The following is an 18946-nucleotide window of genomic DNA, read 5'->3' on the forward strand; positions in this document are numbered from 1 at the left end:
TCGGAAATACGGGAGTCTGCGATGTTTTTTGCAGTCATTACGCTTTTTCCTGAAATGTTTGAAGCGATTACAGCCTATGGGATTAGCGGGCGCGCAGCAAAACGTGAGTTGATGCAAATTCATTGCATCAATCCTCGCGATTATGCGACGGGCAACTATAAACGCGTGGATGAACGTCCATTCGGTGGTGGTCCGGGTATGGTGATGATGTCTGAGCCTCTGGCAAAAGCAATCCAGCATGCCAAAGAGCTTGCAAGGCAAGCGGGTGCAGTTCAGGTTCCTGTGGTGTATATGTCACCGCAAGGAAAAACCTTAAACGAAACTGCGGTACAGGATTTTGTCAAATATGACGGAATCATCGTACTGTGCGGACGTTATGAAGGCGTCGATGAACGTTTGATCCAGCAATACGTTGATCAGGAATGGTCAATTGGAGATTACGTCTTGTCGGGTGGTGAACTGCCTGCGATGGTTTTATTGGACAGTATTATCCGGAGACTTCCGGGTGCCATGTCTGATGAACAGTCACACGTGCAAGACTCATTTGTGGATGGTCTTCTAGATTGCCCACAATATACCAAGCCAGATCATTTTGAAGGTTTGGATGTGCCTGAGGTGTTAAAGTCCGGGCATCATGCCAATATTGAAAAATGGCGGTTTTTGCAGCGATATCAGCGTACACTTGAACGCCGCCCAGAGTTGGTGGAAAAAGTCGAACTGACCAAGCAGCAGAAAAAATGGCTAAAAGATTTGTAAGATATTGATGAGTGATCATTTCTATCTTCAAGCAAGTACTTAAAATGATTTAAGTATTCTTTAATAGGCTCTTTATGGTTGAGATGGTCAACCATAAAGGGAAAGATAATCGGGTGTATGCGCTTTAGCCTCTATACCCAGCGATGATCAGACCTCTTCTGACTCGCATATATTGGAGATACCCCATGAGCGGTAAGCATCCTTTAGTTCAAGTAATTGAAAACGCACAATTGAAACAAAACATCCCTGCTTTTGCACCAGGTGATACAGTTATTGTTCAAGTTAAAGTAAAAGAAGGCGACCGTGAGCGTTTACAGGCGTTCGAAGGCGTTGTAATTGCTAAGAAAAACCGTGGTTTGAACTCTGCGTTCACAGTACGTAAAATTTCTAGCGGTGTTGGCGTTGAGCGTGTATTCCAAACTCACTCTCCAATCGTTGCTGGTATCGAAGTGAAACGTCGTGGTGACGTTCGTCGTGCTAAACTTTACTACCTACGTGAATTGTCTGGTAAAGCTGCACGTATTCGTGAAAAATTACCAGCTCGTAAAACTAAAGCTTAATTTTAAGCTTTATACGAGTGAAAAAATGCGCCTTTGGGCGCATTTTTTATGCCTAATTTTTATGTAGATTTATTCGAAATGTTCCTGCAAAGGCAAGATCATAGCATCCAAAATATCCAAGAAAATTTTATGAATAAACATCAGGAATAATACAAAATATCCCCAAGACTGGAATCCTGCATTAAAAAGTTGAATGCAAATAAAACATTGTGTGATAACCAGTAAAATACTGATCCATACATTTGCGATAATATGTCGATGACAAGAGGGGCAATAATAAGGCTCATATTTTTTAAATTGAAAAGGATTAATGACTTTTCGTTTGCAACAGGGACAGGTTCTTTTAAATTTGTTTTTGATTTCTATAGAACGTATCTGCATTTATTTTATTTCACAGTTCTTTTTATATTTGATGAATATTTTATATGCAGTTTGATCATGATTAACAAGTAAATTTCAAGAAAAAATTTAGAGAAAAATAAGATAGAAAAAGCCTCTGGAGGAATAGAGGCTTGTGTAACTCTATAAACCTTGCAGTTTTAAGCGGTTGGCATGTTGACGATAGGCAGCAACTGGATCAGGTGCCAAGGTACCTTTAATGCCAAATAGCAAGTTGATTTCATCCAGATGATTCCATGGATAATCATCACGAATCGTTTTACCAAATTTGGCACTACATACCGAGACGATTCCATCATTCGCGCCAGCCTTACTCGCAGAAAGTAGATCCAAGGCTTTCATGGCGGCATCACTGACATCTAGGAGATTAGTCACGGGTTGATTGCCGGTCATTGAATACAGTGCAATGCCTTGGTCTGTATATTTGCCTTCACCACATGGGCTCAGCGAAAGCCCGAGTTTAAAGCGCTGGTTAAATTCGGCTGTGCCTTCAATTGAGGTGCTGTGTCCTGCTGCAAGGGCGTTGTGTGGGAAAGCTTGACCGTCTAAGCCTTGTGCCCACATGATGACGTTGCCAAAACTGCTGATCAGGGTATTAAGCAATTCAGATGTACCGGTTTGATTAGCAAGTCGCATAACATCAGAGGCGACAATCGTCCCTTGGTTGGCGCCGCCCACAGTCATCACTGAGGCTACATGTTGCGGCATCACCCCGGCTGCATAACGCACGCTATGTGCACCATGACTATGACCAATTAAATTCAATTTTTTTGCGCCGGTGATCGCCATGACTTCTTTGAGTTGCTCCACATATTGTTCACCTCTGATTTCGCTGGAATTAAAAGGCGAGATGCGGGTGGCAAAGGCAGTTGAACCGTTACGGGCTAAATCAGGCAGAATTTGATACCAATAGTCCATGCCTAAGGCATCAAAACCAATGCGATTAAAGCCGACCATGCCATGTGCAAATACAATCGGGTAGCGTGTTTTGGCATAATTCGACACAACAAATCTGGATTCTGCTTGCTGCAAATTGGAAGCCTGCACATATTGGCCCGTAAATAATGCGCAGCATAAGGTTATAAAATGCGTTTTAATTTTCATAAAGTTCCATTTTGGTGGTTTAAAAATTAAAAAATCCCTGCACATTGTAATGACAGGGATGAGGTTGAATTACAGGCCTTGCAATTTGAGCCGGTTGGCATGTTGCCGATAAACATCGACTGGGTCTGGAGCAAAGACATTTTTTAATCCGAGTAACTGGTTCACTTCATCCAGGTGGTTCCAGTTGTAGTTATCCCGAATGGTTTTACCGAATTTGGCACTACAGCGGGAGACCAGACCATCATTTTCCTTGCCGCCATCTATGAGTAGAGCTGTAACTTTGAGTGCTGAATCAGGATCGAGCGGGTTGGTGACTTGACCTATACCTGTGAATGAATAATGACGAATATCACCGTCTTTTTCCTTACCTTCACCGCAGGCAGTGGTTGGCATACCGAGCGGATATTTCTGGTTGAATTGAGCAGATCCTGCCAGGGTCAGGCTGCGACCACCAGCCAGAGAATCATGCGGGAAACTGCTCGGATCCAGACTTTGTGCCCAGGTGATGGCCTTAGACACCAGGTTGATGCCACCCACTAAGGGTCCTTGTATCGGTGTGCCTTCTGCCTGAAGAATCAGGTCTGCCACCGGAGAGCCTTTATGTGGAGCACCGACTGAAGTCAGAGAAGCAACCAGATCAGGTCTCACACCTGCAACATAACGAATGGTCGGGCCGCCATGTGAATGACCAATCAGATTGACTTTGTCTGCACCGGTAATGGCCCGAATTTCTTTGACTTGCTCTAAAAGTTGTTCACCCCGAATTTCCGATGAGTTAAAAGGCGAGACACGTGTTGCCCAGACATTGCCGCCATTACGCGCCAGATCCGGTAAAATCTGATACCAGTAATCCAGTCCAAACTGGTCGGTACCGACCCGGATAAAGCCTGCCATACCATGTGCGAAGACAATTGGATATTGGGTCTTGGCATATTGTGAACTGGCTTTTGCTGTGACTTGACTGGCTTGGGTGGATGCCTGAGTGCTGAGGCATGTACCCGCCAGCAGCAGGCCGGTGATGAATGCTCCGAATTTCATTATATTTTCCTCACTGTTGTTGTTTTAACGGGATGATCCTCATCCGGTTCTCTAAAGTTCCCCTCTGCGGCAGGGACTCAGTTTCCTAAGCTTTTTTAATTAATAAAGATGATGTATTCATAAAATAAGTGATTTATAAGCCTTGCAGCTTGAGACGGTTGGCATGTTGGCGATAGAGCGCAATCGGATCCTGTGCGAAAGGGCCCAAAATACCGAAAAACTGATTTACTTCATCAAAATGATTATGGGCATAATCCTGACGAATGATTTGGCCATAACGTCCGCTACACAGCGGCAGAGCACCATCATTGGCTTCTCCTTTCAAGAAACTGCTACCTAAAGTCACGACTGTAGACTCAATCACATCCAAGGAATTGGTTGCCTGCCGGTTGCCCATCCAGGAATAGTGGTAAATTCCATTTGGCGTGAGTTTGCTGCCCTGAGACTGACAGTCTTTGGGAATGGCAGAGGAGCCATATTTCACATTGAAGGCCTGAATCGCCTCTGGATTCATGGCTTGCAGTGCCTCGATCATACTGACCGGATACTGGTTAGCTGTAACCAGATTCATGCTATGGCCCAAAATTGTCCCAATGGCATGAATAAAAGGTTCAAGCAGTGGCGTCTGGCTGGCATTGACAAAAACCGGGGTGCCTTGCATCGCCCCGGCAATGGCGGTTAAAGAGGCGGCTTTATGCGGTGCAACGCCCTCGATATATTGAATTGTTGGGCCACCTTGGCTATGCCCAATCAGATTGACTTTCTTCTGGCCCGTCAGTGCCAGTATTTCATCAATTTGCATCAAGAGCTGTTCACCGCGCAGTTCATTGGACGCAACAGCAGACAATTCGGCAGAAAACACCCGTGCACCATGCCGGCTCAGGTCTTGGGGAATCTGATACCAATAATCTAAACCGATGTGATCTGTTCCAATCCGGTTAAAACCTAGACCAAAACCATGAACAAAGACCATCGGGTATTTTGTCTTGGCATAACTCGAGAGGACAAAATTGCTTTTATATTCCTGTAATGCCGAGGCTTGCACAGGGCCAGTTAATAGGGAAACCAGTAGCAAAAAGCTTAAGTAAGATATTATTTTTTTCATTGCAGCTTCCCGATCGCGGATAGGTCAAATAAAAAGAACCAGAAAAAAAGCCTATATTTCAGCTGAAAATACAGGCACTCTGGGGTTATAAACCTTCTAATTTGAGTCGGTTGGCATGCTGGCGGTAGAGGGCGACCGGATCTGGTGCAAACACGCCTTTCAGACCAAACATCATATTGGCCAGGTCCGTATGATTGAGTTTGTACTGGTCATGAATCACCTTGCCCATGAACGCACTACAACGTGAAACCATGCCATCATTGTCTTTACTGCCATAAGATAAAGGGCCGAGCTGCATCAGGATCGTATCAATATCCAGGGCATTGGTGGCTTGGGCCACACCCGTCCATGAATAATAATGAATGCCTTTACTATCTTTCTGTTTTAAATTTTTATTGCAGTTTTCTGTAGAAGCCAATACGCCATCTTTGACCACCTGCTGTGCCACTGTGGCATTAAAAGTATTTGAACCGGTCTGGCTTAGGGATTTCATGGAAGCATCAAAATCAATTTCCAGTTCAGGCTTAAACTGACCCAGTGCAATCAATGGACCAATAATATAATCACCTAAAATGTTAAAGGCGGTACGCGTCAGGCTATTGTTCTGAATATCATCTGCCACTTTGGAGCCATGGTAGGTTCCTGCAACGCCGGTAATAGAGGCGATATACTGCGGCTGGGTCGCTGCAACATACAGCGCTGTTGGTCCACCATGGGAATGGCCAATCAAGTTCAGTTTTTGCTTTCCGGTAATTGCCAGAACCTCTTCAACCTGATGGATTAGTTGTTCTCCGCGATGCATCGTTGTATTTGCCGGCGATAATTGTGCAGCAAACACGGTTGAACCATTACGTGCCATATCTGGCAGAATCTGATACCAGTAATCCAGCCCGATACTATCGGTGCCAATACGTGACCAGCCTAACCAGCCATGTACCATCAGGATCGGATATTTGGTCTTGGCATAGTCAGACCGGCTCTTTTCGATGACTTGTGTTGCACTCGCTGCAGCCTGAGTCTGTGCAGAAAAACTGAATCCCAGAGTGGTCGCTAAAGCCACAGTCAGTAACTGGGCTGTCTTGCTGAAAGTATACATAGCTGTCCCTTTTTAAATTTTATCGTTATTCAAGCAATCATTGCTTTTTGTATAGTGTCGCAAGCCACAAATCAGACTATGAAAATACAGTTTAGGCCTTCAGTGGCTGAGCAATTTTTCTTTTGAAGAAGCGGTATTTTTTCATTTCAGAGGTCTAAAACCATGTCATTTGGGGACATGCAGGACAGGAGGAATTTACATTGTAAGTATGCGTTTTATTTGCAGATGTATTTAAATAAAAAGTCTTTGAAATCATTATAATTTTTCTAAGTTATTTTGTGTAAATACGAAATATTTGGAAACAACTATAAAAGATCATTTTGAGAAAAAATATAAAGTTATCAAAAGGGCATTTATAAAAAAGCCATCAACAGGTGATGGCTTTTAGGCTTAGTCAGCAAAGGGTAGTTTGGCTCCCTGATCATGAACCTGTTCAAATGTTTCAACCCGCAGCTGTTCTTGCGGTGTATTAAAATGTTTGCTGCGAAGCTGGGCAATGGCTTGCTGTTTGGCAGTATGGGACATGCCGGACTGGGTAATCTGATCCCGTTCATCTAAATAGCCAGTCACCCGGTTTTTCCAGTCGCTGCGTTGTACATCCAGTTGTTCCAGACGTTGTGTCGCTTCAGCACCGACCAGATTCATCCGCATCTGCCGGATTTCATCACGGGAACCGCCACGAGCTTTAATATCTGCGGTAAGTTTGCGCAAATCTTCCAGTTTATTCAGTTGTTCCAGATTTTCCTGCCAGTCCTGCGGGAGCTGCTGAAACAGTGCTTTGAGCTTTTGCGCTTTTTCAGTCTCCGTTAAGCTTTTGTCTGCCAGTACGCTCATCCGGTCCAGGGTATATTCATGATAGGCATCTTCTGTGCCGAACAAGCCCTCAATTTCATACTTGGAAAAGTATTGTTGGCGCAAATTCTGGGTACTGTTATAGATACTGCGATAATAGGCAGGATCTTCCTGATTTAGCCCGGCCGGTGCAGTGAGCTGGCCCAAGCCCTGACGGTACTGTAGATAACGATCCCATAAATCCAGAATTTGCGAGAGTGCAGGCTCTTTATGATTCTGGCGAATATAAGCTTTAAAATCCTGTTGGATCTGCTGCAGATTTTTTTCACCGAACTGGGTAATAAAATATTCAAAACAGTTGCGGGTCTGTTCATTCACAATCAGACGGTTGCTGGCGTCTAGCTGCATCTGACAATTAATTTCGGTATCTTGCTGGCTGGCACTGGGGAAAGCTGCATTGGCAGGGCCATTGACCAAGAGTGCGGTTTGTTCTGCCTGAGTTTCAGTTAAAGGCATTTTTGTCCCGGTATCCGCCTGGGTATTTTCTTTTGGAGACAGCCATAAGATCAATGTGAGAATACACAGCACCAGCAACGCCAGAATGATCCATATTTTATATTTCTGCATATCCTATGCACCTATTTTCTCGTTATTTCATTATTTTTAGATATTCAAGCTTTTAGATATTAAAGCTTTTAGATGTTCAAGCCGGCTCAATATGCCATAAAAATCATTAGAGACTATAGAAAAGTTGTAAATCATCTCGCAGGGTTTTACCATGGCGCCAATTTATAAAATGTCTGATTTTTTGCCATGAAAGCATCATCTCCTAAAATTCAGCGCCGTCATCTCAGTGGTGTCTTCTTGCTCAACAAGCCTTTGGGTATCAGCTCTAATGCCGCATTACAAAGAGTCCGCTGGTTGTACCGTGCACACAAAGCCGGCCATACTGGTGCGCTGGATCCGCTGGCATCTGGTTTATTGCCTGTATGTTTGGGAGAGGCGACCAAGTTTTCGCATTATTTATTAGATTCGGTCAAGCGTTATCAGACGACCGTATTTTTGGGACATAGTACCACCACGGGAGATGTGGAAGGCGAGGTGCTTCTGGAAAAAGCAGTTCCTGAACTCTCGGAAACCTTGATTCAGAACAAATTGGCACAGTTTATCGGGGATATCCAGCAAGTGCCGCCAATGTATTCTGCCTTGAAAAAAGAAGGCCGTCCTTTATACGAACTGGCGCGCAAAGGTATCGAGATTGAACGTGAAGCACGTCCGATTACCATTTTAGCGATTGAGCTTTTATCCTTTACGGAGAACAGTATCACGCTGGATATTACCTGTTCTAAAGGGACTTATATCCGGGTATTGGGTGAAGATATTGCCAAAGCACTGGGAACTTATGGTCATCTGACTTATCTGCACCGCATCAAAACCGGTCATTTTGATTTGATCCCGAGTTATACCATTGAATATCTGGAAAGCCTGAGCGAAGCAGAGCGTGATGCACTGTTGTTGCCGGCCTATGCACCGGTTGATCATTTTCCAAAAGTGCAGGTACCCGAAGGTCGCGCAGAATATTTTAGCCGCGGCATGGAAAGCAATATCGAACATGAAGCAGCTGAACAGGTGCTGGTTTTTGATGGCGAGAAATGTCTGGGGCTGGCAGAAATTACCGACAAAAAACGTCTGGTACCCAAACGCGTCCTGAACCTCTGATCGAGTCAAGATATGGAAATAGAGATCATCATCAGTCTGGTTGTCTTTGCATTTTTTGCAGGGGCGATTGATGCTGCCGTGGGTGGTGGTGGTCTGATCCAGATCCCGGCAATTATGGGGAGTTTACCGCATTTACAGCCTGCTACGGTCTTTGGCACCAATAAACTCGCTTCCATTTGTGGCACCGCTTCTGCGGCATTTTCCTATCTACGTCAGGTAAAACTGCCCTGGTTGCTCTTGGGCGTGATTGCACTATGCAGTTTTGTCAGTTCTTTTATTGGTGCAGCCAGCGTTACGCTAATTCCAGTCGAGATCCTTAAGCCTTTTGTACTGGTCATGTTGATCGTGATCGCAATCTATACCTTGATGAAAAAACAGTTTGGCCAGGTGCATACCGAACAAAAACTGAATCGGAAAATGTTGATTCTGGCCGCTTTGGGCAGTCTGGCGATAGGCTTTTATGATGGTATCTTTGGTCCGGGCACCGGTAGTTTCTTTATTTTCTTTTTTATTCGCTATTTGAGCGTCGACTTCCTGCATGCATCGGCCTTATCGAAAATTGCTAATTTCACCACCAACCTGGCCGCCTTAAGCTTTTTTATTCCCAGTGGCAATGTGCTGTTTATGGTCGGGGCAATGATGGCGATAGTCAATATTTGTGGTTCCTTGGTCGGGGTGCGTTTGGCATTTAAATATGGCAGTGGCTTTATCCGGGTTTTATTTTTGATTCTGGTCAGTCTGCTGATTTGCCGGATGGCATACCAGATGTTTTTTTTAGATCTAAACCCGATGTAAATCATTCTCGATATTAAAATTTCTTAACAAATCACTGTATAAACTGCGTCTAAACCTGTTCTGAAAATCTTCTAGAATCAATGATATGAAAAATAAAACAATCGGAGAAATATCGGAATGACGACTATTTTTGAAGCATTAAGAGAGAGTCATGAGATTCAGCGTGATCTTGCAGAAAAACTATTACAGACTTCCGGGGATACACCAGAACGCCGTGAGCTGTTCAAGCAACTGAAAAATGAATTATTTGCGCATGAAGCTGCGGAAGACCGTTATTTTTATATTCCCTTGATGATGACCGATTCGGGCCTGAATATTACCCGCCATGCCTTGGCCGAACATCATGAAATGGATGAAATGGTCGAGGAATTAACTGCAACTGAATTGAGTAATCCAGGCTGGATTGCCATTGCTAAAAAACTTTCTGAAAAAGTGCATCATCACTTAAAAGAAGAGGAACATGGTTTCTTCCAGCAGGCCGGTAAAATTCTGGGTGAAGAGCAGAAGACCGCTTTAGCAGTGCAGTACAAGAATGAATACCAGCGTTATAAAGACATGAAAAAAGATATGCTGGTACAAAGCTAAGCTTTGAATTCAAGTCAAATAAATAAAAAAGATGGCAGTAGTGCCATCTTTTTTATGTCTTCTATATTTTTCTTTCAAAGCAAGTAAAAACACAGAATGGATAGAATATTTAATCAGTTGTTCAAATTCCAATAAGGCTTTTAGGCATTCCGCTCTACCGATCCTTGACGGGCGGCACGTACCGTCACGCCGACTGATGCCAGCATGATACAAATTAGTGCCATTGTCTGAAGATACGTAATTTTCTCCCCCAATAGCATAAAACCGGTCAGTGCAGCCAAGGCGGGAGAAAGACTGGATAATGTTCCATAGCTGGTCTTGTTTAAATGCTGCAAAGCTTTTAAATCCAGAGCATAAGGAATGGCTGTGGCTAGAACCGCAATGATAATCGCCTTGCCCCAATACTGGGTGTCTATCAAGGCAGGAGCATTGTTATACAGTCCGATCGGTAACAGGCATAAGGCTGAAATACTGATCGCAATAGTCAGTGCATGCATGCCGATATTTTGCTGCACCACACGTTGGCCAAAGAAAATATACAATGCCCAGCATAAACCCGCACCTAAAGCACAGGCGGCGCCCACCAGGTCGAAATTACTGCTATTAGCCTGTCCCCATGGCACCATCAGTGCGATGCCTAAAATGGCCATCAATACCCAAATATAGTCACTACGATGTTTAATCGAAATGAGGGCTAGGCCGAGCGGACCAATAAATTCCAGACCAACTGCAATTCCCTGCGGTAATCTTCCTAGAGACAAATAGAATAAAATATTCATGACCCCTAAAGCAGCGCTATAGCAGAGCAAATCTCGCCATTTCAAAAAAGGCAAACGGGGAATAATTTTCCAGGAACGGAACATTACTCCAACAATAATTGCTGCAAAGCACAGCCTTAAAATGGTCACAGTAATCGGATCCAGCACACTAAACAGCTGTTTGGCAAAAGATGCACTGATCTGGTAGGAGGTCATGGATAAGACCATGAACAATACGGCAAGGAGTTGGACGTTTGGCATGGAAGCAGCTTCTACCCAGAGCGGGTGAAAATGAGAAATAGGGCAAAGTGAAATTATAGCAAACTGGTTAATTTTTAATGAGTAGGGCAAGGAAATATTTTGCCGAGGCGAACTTAAATTTTGATTCAATCAAGTTAAATTTTAGCCGGATCAAATATCTAAAGATTTTAAATTCAAAGTTAATCTTCTATGTAATTGCGGTTACAAATTAATCAATTTTTAAATTGATCTTGTTTTTATATTTATTAAAATATCTTAGACCTCGTGATTCGGGTTAGTTTTAAAATAACAATGAAAACATCTTAGATCCCGTGTTTCGGGACAGCATTAAAATAACAATATCAAATAATTAAGGTAGATAATAATGAAATTAAGAATACTCTCTTGCGCCATTTTTAGCTGCATGCTGGCAGCATGTGGTGGTGGCTCCGACAGTTCTGATAGTAATGAACCAGTCACTAGTCAACCTGCACCGACCAATCCTGGAACCCCGGGTGATGGAGCATCAGATACCATTTCTGAATTCTATAACTATCAATTCAACTTACCGAATATTGATGGATCAGAGATGGAATCGCAAAAACTTCTATTAGCCAGTCATAAAAATAAAATTACTGACGGCATATTATATGCGGATGATAACAGCGCTGTTGATACTGAATACGCTCTTGAAGAAGATATGATCTTCTCAACTTATGTCACAACAAAAGGGGTGTTCCCTGCAGATCGCACCCGTACAGCATTAGGCTATAAGCTGGAAAAAATATTAGAAAATACGACGACTCAATTTAAGAGTCGTCCTGTGACGATACCAGAGAACAATATTAGCAATCATCGACACATAGCATGGTATGACCTGTCTGGTAAAGCATTAACTGAACGTACTAATATTGCTGTGGTGAAAATGTATGATGATCCTGCGACCAGAGTGTTCTTTAACAGTGATAATACGACAGCTGAGCGTAAGTACTATAATGAGTTTGCAACCAGTTTCGTCGATTTGCAGAAGGCCCGCAAATTCCCGAATGGATCTAAATGTTTCCGTCTTCTGGCTGAACATCCTGAAGAAGAATATATTGAATTTGATCCGGAAGTAAAAACTGGCTTTAGCACACTTGCTGAATGGCAGGCACAAGCGTCTGTCCAAGAAATGGCAAAAACGATTCTAGATGGCACGATGGCTAACTTGAAATATAAAAAGGCAGAATATAAAGACGATGCTATGCAATATTACAAATATTTCGGTGCGATCGAATATCAAGGCGGAATTTATTCAGTTGATTTCTCGGAACATGGGGAACATATTGATCACGACGACTATATTGCTCAATCAAGACAGGCTGCCTTGGATGACTTGAATAAACAAGAAGGTGTAACTTCTTTAATGATCAAATGGACAGAATACAATTATGATCAGCTTGCCTCTGGATGTGATGGCTATAATGTGACAGCAGCGACTGCATTAAATACTGCGATTAAAGACGCAACACCACGTTAAAATTTGAAAATAAGTGATCTTAAATAAAGGCGCTCTAGCGCCTTTATTTTTATTCAAGATTTCTGTCTTTGGGTCGTCACCGTACAACCCACTGAAGCACTGATAATCGTGGCCAATGCCAGCCACTGCGTCCACAACAAGGTTTCCCCCAAGAATACAAAACCTGACAGCGCGGCAATAGCGGGTTCCAGACTCATCAAGGTGCCGAAACTGAGTGCGCTTAAATTACGCAGTGCGATCATTTCCAGAGTGAAAGGCAGGGCACTGGCCAGTACTGCCAAAGCCACAAAATACAGCAAACTCATCGGTTCAAAAGTATGTGCCGGCATGCCTGCAAAGAGCGCAATCGGCATCAAAACCAGCATACCGACAAACATGCCCAAGCATACAGTATGATTGCCAGAAACGCCTGAAGGTCTTTGGCCGGCAACGATATATAAGGCCCAGCAAGCACCGGCACCTAGGGCAAATGCAATCCCGATCGGGTCAAGCGGCTGGGCAGCCTGATCAAAAGGGAATAGCAGAACCAGGCCCAGAATCGCCAGACCGACCCAGACAAAGTCGAATTTTTGCCGCGCATAAAACAGGGCAACACTTAAGGGGCCAATAAATTCAAAAGAGACAGCAATTCCCAGCGGCAGGCGATCAATCGACAGGTAAAACAAGAGGTTCATGCCGGCCAGAGCAATGCCATAACTGATAATGGCTGGCCACTTGATCTGTCTGAAATGGATTCGCCAAATTTTAAAAATCAGTGCCAAAATCATAGCGCCTAACAGCAGACGCATTGCGGAAACAGTCAGGATCGGAAACTGACCGAACAGATATTTGGCAAAGGAACCACTACTTTGCATACTGATCATGGCGATCAACAGAATTAGTGGCGCTTGCACAATAGGTGCAATTTTAAAATTCAGCATGACTAAATAGGTTTCGATTGCTCGAATAGCGGAAGAGCAGCATAAGCTGAAAAAGGTTTAAAAATACAAACCTTAAAAACAAAAAACCACAGCCCGAGAGCTGTGGTTTTTCTACAATATTGAATTAGAACAATACGCGTGCGCGGATTGTACCTTCAACATTCGAAAGCATATCGAGTGCTTCATGAGATGCAGCAGCATCGACATCCATCACCAGGTAACCGACATCGCCTTTAGTCATCAGTGACTGGCCAGAGATGTTGATGCCTTGTTCAGCAAACAGGTTGTTGATTTTAGACAACACGCCCGGAATATTTTGGTGGATGTGCAGTAAACGGTGTTTGCCTTCAGTCAACGGCAATGCGATTTCTGGGAAGTTCACCGCAGAAAGCGTCATACCCTTGTCAGAATAAGCCACGAATTTCTCAGCTACTTCCAGACCGATGTTCGCTTGCGCTTCCATCGTAGAACCGCCTACGTGTGGAGTCAGAATTACGTTTGGCAGGTTACGCAGTGGAGAAACAAATTCTTCACCGTTTGCTTTAGGCTCTTTCGGGAATACATCTACCGCAGCACCAGCAATGTGACCAGATTTGATCGCATCTGCCAGGTCTTCGATCACGACACAGGTACCACGTGCCGCGTTGATGAAGATTGAACCTTCTTTCATTTGCGCGAACTGATCTTTGGTCATGAAGTTACGTGTAGACGGAACATCAGGAACGTGTAGAGAAACCACATCGGCATTTGCCAAAAGTTCGCCCAAGCTACCGACTTGACGTGCATTACCTAAAGGCAATTTAGTCACTGTATCGAAATAGATCACTTTCATACCCATGCTTTCAGCAAGTACAGAAAGTTGTGAACCAATTGAACCGTAACCTACGATACCTAAAGTTTTACCACGTGTTTCGAACGAACCAACTGCAGATTTGTTCCAGCCGCCTGTGTGTGTATCTGTTGATTTTTCAGGTACACGGCGCAGAAGAAGAATAGTTTCTGCCAATACCAGTTCAGCAACTGAACGTGTATTTGAATATGGTGCATTAAATACCGGAATACCGCGACGCATTGCAGCATCAAGATTGACCTGATTGGTACCGATACAGAAGCAGCCTACTGCAATCAGTTTGTTCGCGGCTTCAAATACCTCTTCAGTCAATTGAGTACGGGAACGAATACCGACAAAGTGTGCATCTTTAATCGCTTCTTTCAGTGCTTCACCCTCAAGCGCTGTTTTGCGATAGTCAATGTTGGTATATCCAGCTGCATTCAATGTATCGATTGCGTTCTGGTGAACGCCTTCTAGCAATAGAAAACGGATTTTATCTTTAGGTAGAGAAAGATGTTGGCTCATTACGGCTCCGCTACAAAGGCCAAATTTAGTCGCGGTATGATAGCACAGGAATGGGGCGGTTATACATTTCCTTAATGACGCTCACATCAGCTATTCTGGCAAGATATATTGATAATAATGATCATGGTGTTTGATTTAAATCTGCATTTTCAAAGGTATATTATCAAAATTGTCATTTTTCGCGGGAAACACCAAAAAATAGCTTATAATATTGCGCCATGCTTTTAAAGCAGCGTGATCCGGTGCTTTAATAACCATGTTTCGCCTGATTTGTATCCATGTTTTTATGCATAAAAAATGTGCAAATGAACCAGCGAAGTCTCTCTTGTTTAAATCATGCTAGGTCTGCAAACGATGAATGCTCCAGTCGCTTTAACCCCTGAGTTATTGACCCAATTGACTGCAATTGTGGGTGAAAACCGTATTAAAACCGATACGGACAGCCTCCAGAATTGGGGTCGCGATCATACGAAGCACTTTGATCCAAACCCGTCAGTCGTCGTTTTTCCGTCGTCAACTGAGCAAGTTCAAGACATCGTAAAACTGGCGAACCAATTTAATGTTGCAGTGACTCCATCGGGTGGTCGTACCGGTCTTTCTGCAGGTGCAGTCGCAGCCAATGGCGAGATCGTGGTCAGCATGGACAAGATGAACCAGATTCTGGAGTTTTTCCCGGCAGATCGTATGGTGCGCGTACAGGCAGGTGTGGTGACTGAACAGTTACAGAACTATGCTGAAGAGCAGGGCATGTATTACCCAGTTGACTTTGCTTCGGCAGGTTCATCGCAAATTGGCGGTAACATCGGCACCAATGCTGGCGGCATCAAAGTGATTAAATACGGCATGACCCGTAACTGGGTACTTGGCCTGACCGTTGTGACGGGTAAGGGCGATGTATTGCGTCTGAACAAAGGTATGATCAAGAATGCAACCGGTTATGCGCTACAACATTTATTTATTGGTGGTGAAGGCACGCTGGGTCTGGTGACGGAAGCGGAAATCAAGCTTGAACGTCAACCGCAAGACCTGCAAGTGATGGTACTGGGTGTACCTGCCTTTGATGCGATCATGCCGTTATTGCATGCCTTCCAGGCGAAAATTGACCTGACTGCATTTGAGTTCTTTGGTGAACTGGCGATGCAGAAAGTCTTGGCCCATGGTCACGTGCAACGTCCATTTGAAACTGAATGCCCATTCTATGTATTGCTTGAGTTTGAAGCGCCGTTTGAGCCGATTATGGACAAGGCGATGGAAATCTTCGAGCATTGCATGGAACAAGGTTGGGTACTGGACGGCGTAATGAGCCAAAGCCTGGATCAGGTAGAAAGTTTATGGCGTTTACGTGAAGATATTTCTGAATCTATCGCGCCATTTATTCCATACAAAAATGACATTTCCGTTCTGATCACGCACGTTCCTGCATTCATTAAAGAAATTGATGCGATTGTATCGACGAATTACCCAGACTTTGAAATCTGCTGGTTCGGTCATATCGGTGACGGTAACTTGCACTTAAATATCTTAAAACCTGCTGATTTGTCTAAAGATGAATTCTTTGCCAAATGTCAGGTGGTGAACAAGTATGTCTTTGATACCGTGAAAAAATATGACGGTTCAATTTCTGCGGAACATGGTGTGGGCATGACCAAGAAGCCATATCTTGAATATTCGCGTTCGGCGGAAGAAATTGAATATATGAAAGCCCTGAAAAAAGTGTTCGATCCAAATGGCATCATGAACCCGGGTAAACTTTTCGATCTTTAATCGGTCGGAATTGAAAAAAGCGCATCGAAAGGTGCGCTTTTTTATTGCTGTGTAAATACAGTTACAGAGTCTAAATGGTTTTGTAGTAAGAAGCTCGGCATGATGGGTTGGAATAAGAATGACGATAAAGGGTTAAATAATATGTTCCGGATATTGGCAGTCGCAACTCTCGCTTTTGGTATATTGGGTTCAGGCTGTGCAACTGCTCAACAGGTCATTGCAAAGGTACAGTCGTCTTCGGATACGCCTTTGGAACAGGTTTTACAATTAAGACCGGATTTACGCAAGGAACTGGCAACGGTTGAATTACGGCAGTTCTTTGACAAGGTAGAGTCGCCCACGATTGGACAGGTCAAAGTCACTGAAACCGGTTTAATGGATGATTCGGTACGTTCGGTACAGACCATTTATTATTTTAAACGGGAAGATAACAGCTGGATGCTGGAAAATACCGAGAAGTTGTATCGTTGTGCACGAGGTTCAAATACCAAGACTTTCCAGAAAGCAGTCTGTCCATAATAGTGTTTGATCTTTAGACAGATTTTGGTTAAAAGCGTATCTAGAGGATGCGCTTTTTTATTTGGAAGATTATCTCTACGATCAGTTATATTTATTCAGAGCGTTTGAATATCTCATCTGCTAAAATTATTTCTTTCTATTTTAGACAAAGTTCAGTCTGTTAAAACGGGCAGACTGACAATAAAAACTCCCATGCAAAATATCCACACCCAAAAACTGACCCGTGCCACACTTATGTTCCCGCTGGCACTGGTCCTGTTTGAATTCTCAGTCTATATATGTAATGACCTGATTCAACCGGCCATGCTGGCGATTACCCGTGATTTTGGCGTAAGTAGTTCATGGGCACCATCCTCCATGTCCTTTTTCCTGTTGGGTGGGGCATTTGTCGCAGCGATTCTGGGACCTTTGTCCGATCGTCTTGGACGTAAAATGGTACTGCTGGGTGGTGTGGCATTTTTCACGATTAGCTGTCTGGCTATTTTATTAACACCCAATATCGAAAGTTTCTTATTCCTGCGCTTTTTACAGGGCTTTGGCCTGTCCTTTATTACCGCCGTTGGTTATGCCGCCATTCAGGAAAGCTTTGAAGAACGTGATGCCATCAAAGTCATGGCACTGATGGCCAATGTGTCTTTGCTGGCACCTTTGCTAGGACCAGTGCTGGGTGCCTTTATGATTGATCATATCTCTTGGCATTGGGGCTTTATCGGTATCGCATTTCTGTCATTTCTGAGCTGGTTCGGCCTGAAAGCCAAAATGCCAAACCTGAAAGTCAGTATTCCCAGACAGCCGGTCAGCTATATTCTGGATGACTTTAAACAGGTTTTAAAAAATAAACGCTTTGTGATCATGACTGTAGCCTTGCCTTTGGTGAGTCTGCCCTTGATGTTATGGATTGCCCTGTCACCCGTGATTCTGGTCGAGCAATTTGGATTCAGTAGCGTGCAATATGGTCTGGCGCAGTTTCCGGTCTTGGGCGGCCTGATTGCAGGTAATCTGATTCTGCTAAAAATTATCGATAAAATACCGCTGGGCAAAACCGTATTATTGGGTCTGCCACTGATGTTGCTGGGTACCGGTTTATTGATGATGGGCTTATTGATTCCAGAATATTTTATTCATTGTCTGATTATCGGCACCACTTGTATCAGTCTGGGTGAGGGTGTGAGTTTTTCGGTGCTGTATCGTTTTGCATTAATGTCTTCTGAAGTGTCCAAAGGCACGGTGGCTGCGACGGTTTCTATTATCCTGATGCTCAGCTTTTTTGTGGTGATTGAAGCAGTAAGGATGGCGTATGAAGCCTACGATATCTGGGCCTACTGTGCTGCCTCTTTGATTCTGATTGCACTCTGGTTTACTTTGCCGCGCATGCAGCTCAAACAGTTAATGCTGGAAAGACAGGAGCGTGGGGAGTTTTGATTCCTTATCGAGGGAACTTATAAATTATTGAAATCATATGTTCAGTATTGAATTTCCCTCTCCTTTTAGGAGAGGGCTAGGGTGAGGTTAAGTATTTAATAAGTTCCCTCTCTCTAACTCTCTCCCAAAGGGAGAGAGAATTTTCTTTTGACTGATCTAATTATATTAGGATTCTACAATTAAGCTTCAGCGGGCTGTTCCAGCTTCTTCAGTTTCATATCAAACAGGAATGGACCGAAAGGTAGAATCGAAGCGATTAAACCCATCACAAACATACTGAGAGACCATTTCTGTTTTTCACATACCGCAAATAACACCACCAGAAATAGCACAAACAGTACGCCATGACCCATGCCGACATATTTCACCAGAATCGGATTATCCATCATCTCTGTACACGACAAATTTCACAGAACCCTTATCCTATCAGGATTCTGCTTTCTTAAAATTGCCAAAATTTCCTTAAACTCTTCTTTTTTCCCAAAACCAATTAAACGC

General features: G+C 43.6%; 17 protein-coding genes and 1 pseudogene. 9 read left to right on the top strand and 9 right to left on the bottom strand.

The window, feature by feature from the left end; all coding sequences use genetic code 11:
* Window positions 1-21: 21 nt before the first annotated feature.
* Together trmD and rplS are read left to right on the top strand one after the other, a co-directional pair.
* Window positions 22-756: a tRNA (guanosine(37)-N1)-methyltransferase TrmD gene (gene trmD, locus ACTL4S_RS09765; RefSeq protein ID WP_441299280.1), complete on the top strand. Its 735-nt coding sequence runs from the start codon at window positions 22-24 to the stop codon at window positions 754-756.
* Window positions 757-941: 185 nt separating this feature from the next.
* Window positions 942-1316, top strand: coding sequence for a 50S ribosomal protein L19 (gene rplS / locus ACTL4S_RS09770; protein WP_004281205.1), 375 nt, complete (start codon window positions 942-944; stop codon window positions 1314-1316).
* A 522-nt stretch (window positions 1317-1838) separates the two neighbouring features.
* Here rplS and ACTL4S_RS09775 read toward each other — a convergent pair.
* The 5 genes from ACTL4S_RS09775 to ACTL4S_RS09795 form a co-directional block, all read right to left on the bottom strand.
* Entirely contained in the window at window positions 1839-2819 is a 981-nt protein-coding gene (locus ACTL4S_RS09775) for an esterase/lipase family protein (protein WP_441299281.1), read from the bottom strand.
* Between the two features lie 69 nt (window positions 2820-2888).
* Window positions 2889-3857 (bottom strand): esterase/lipase family protein, encoded by a 969-nt coding sequence (locus tag ACTL4S_RS09780; RefSeq protein WP_441299282.1) that lies wholly within the window; start codon window positions 3855-3857, stop codon window positions 2889-2891.
* Between the two features lie 133 nt (window positions 3858-3990).
* Window positions 3991-4962, bottom strand: a complete 972-nt coding sequence (locus ACTL4S_RS09785) for an esterase/lipase family protein (RefSeq protein WP_441299283.1) — start codon at window positions 4960-4962, stop codon at window positions 3991-3993.
* Between the two features lie 85 nt (window positions 4963-5047).
* Window positions 5048-6058, bottom strand: coding sequence for an esterase/lipase family protein (locus tag ACTL4S_RS09790; RefSeq protein WP_441299284.1), 1011 nt, complete (start codon window positions 6056-6058; stop codon window positions 5048-5050).
* Window positions 6059-6448: 390 nt separating this feature from the next.
* Entirely contained in the window at window positions 6449-7477 is a 1029-nt protein-coding gene (locus ACTL4S_RS09795) for a lipase secretion chaperone (protein ID WP_313390845.1), read from the bottom strand.
* 186 nt (window positions 7478-7663) lie between these two features.
* Between ACTL4S_RS09795 and truB the strand changes: the two genes are divergently transcribed.
* The 3 genes from truB to ACTL4S_RS09810 all read left to right on the top strand — a co-directional run bounded on the left by truB (window position 7664) and on the right by ACTL4S_RS09810 (window position 9949).
* A complete protein-coding gene (gene truB, locus ACTL4S_RS09800; RefSeq protein WP_005263817.1) occupies window positions 7664-8569 on the top strand; it encodes a tRNA pseudouridine(55) synthase TruB in 906 nt (301 codons plus the stop codon).
* Between the two features lie 12 nt (window positions 8570-8581).
* On the top strand, window positions 8582-9364 hold the full coding sequence (locus ACTL4S_RS09805) for a sulfite exporter TauE/SafE family protein (RefSeq protein ID WP_005108546.1): 783 nt from the start codon (window positions 8582-8584) through the stop codon (window positions 9362-9364).
* 117 nt (window positions 9365-9481) lie between these two features.
* Entirely contained in the window at window positions 9482-9949 is a 468-nt protein-coding gene (locus tag ACTL4S_RS09810; protein ID WP_005108547.1) for a hemerythrin domain-containing protein, read from the top strand.
* A gap of 140 nt (window positions 9950-10089) precedes the next feature.
* Here the strand turns inward: ACTL4S_RS09810 and ACTL4S_RS09815 are convergent, their stop codons facing one another.
* Window positions 10090-10968, bottom strand: coding sequence for an EamA family transporter (locus tag ACTL4S_RS09815; RefSeq protein ID WP_005108548.1), 879 nt, complete (start codon window positions 10966-10968; stop codon window positions 10090-10092).
* Window positions 10969-11332: 364 nt separating this feature from the next.
* Between ACTL4S_RS09815 and ACTL4S_RS09820 the strand changes: the two genes are divergently transcribed.
* Window positions 11333-12466, top strand: a complete 1134-nt coding sequence (locus ACTL4S_RS09820) for a hypothetical protein (protein WP_441299285.1) — start codon at window positions 11333-11335, stop codon at window positions 12464-12466.
* A gap of 53 nt (window positions 12467-12519) precedes the next feature.
* Here ACTL4S_RS09820 and ACTL4S_RS09825 read toward each other — a convergent pair whose 3' ends face one another.
* Window positions 12520-13386 (bottom strand): EamA family transporter, encoded by an 867-nt coding sequence (locus ACTL4S_RS09825; RefSeq protein WP_441299286.1) that lies wholly within the window; start codon window positions 13384-13386, stop codon window positions 12520-12522.
* Window positions 13387-13510: 124 nt separating this feature from the next.
* Window positions 13511-14743, bottom strand: coding sequence for a phosphoglycerate dehydrogenase (serA, locus tag ACTL4S_RS09830; RefSeq protein WP_441299287.1), 1233 nt, complete (start codon window positions 14741-14743; stop codon window positions 13511-13513).
* A 354-nt stretch (window positions 14744-15097) separates the two neighbouring features.
* Between serA and ACTL4S_RS09835 the strand changes: the two genes are divergently transcribed.
* The 3 genes from ACTL4S_RS09835 to craA all read left to right on the top strand — a co-directional run bounded on the left by ACTL4S_RS09835 (window position 15098) and on the right by craA (window position 18448).
* Entirely contained in the window at window positions 15098-16507 is a 1410-nt protein-coding gene (locus ACTL4S_RS09835) for a D-2-hydroxyglutarate dehydrogenase (protein ID WP_005248285.1), read from the top strand.
* Window positions 16508-16648: 141 nt separating this feature from the next.
* Entirely contained in the window at window positions 16649-17026 is a 378-nt protein-coding gene (locus ACTL4S_RS09840) for a hypothetical protein (RefSeq protein WP_004281576.1), read from the top strand.
* Between the two features lie 192 nt (window positions 17027-17218).
* The gene (gene craA / locus ACTL4S_RS09845) at window positions 17219-18448 is read left to right on the top strand and encodes a chloramphenicol efflux MFS transporter CraA (RefSeq protein ID WP_004281575.1); all 1230 of its coding nucleotides are present in this window, start codon (window positions 17219-17221) and stop codon (window positions 18446-18448) included.
* Window positions 18449-18627: 179 nt separating this feature from the next.
* Here the strand turns inward: craA and ACTL4S_RS09850 are convergent.
* Window positions 18628-18837: pseudogene (locus tag ACTL4S_RS09850) on the bottom strand (DUF3817 domain-containing protein); the annotation flags it as partial.
* Window positions 18838-18946: the final 109 nt, after the last annotated feature.

Origin of the sequence: Acinetobacter lwoffii, assembly GCF_052078135.1 — a bacterium.
GTDB lineage: Bacteria > Pseudomonadota > Gammaproteobacteria > Pseudomonadales > Moraxellaceae > Acinetobacter > Acinetobacter lwoffii_Z.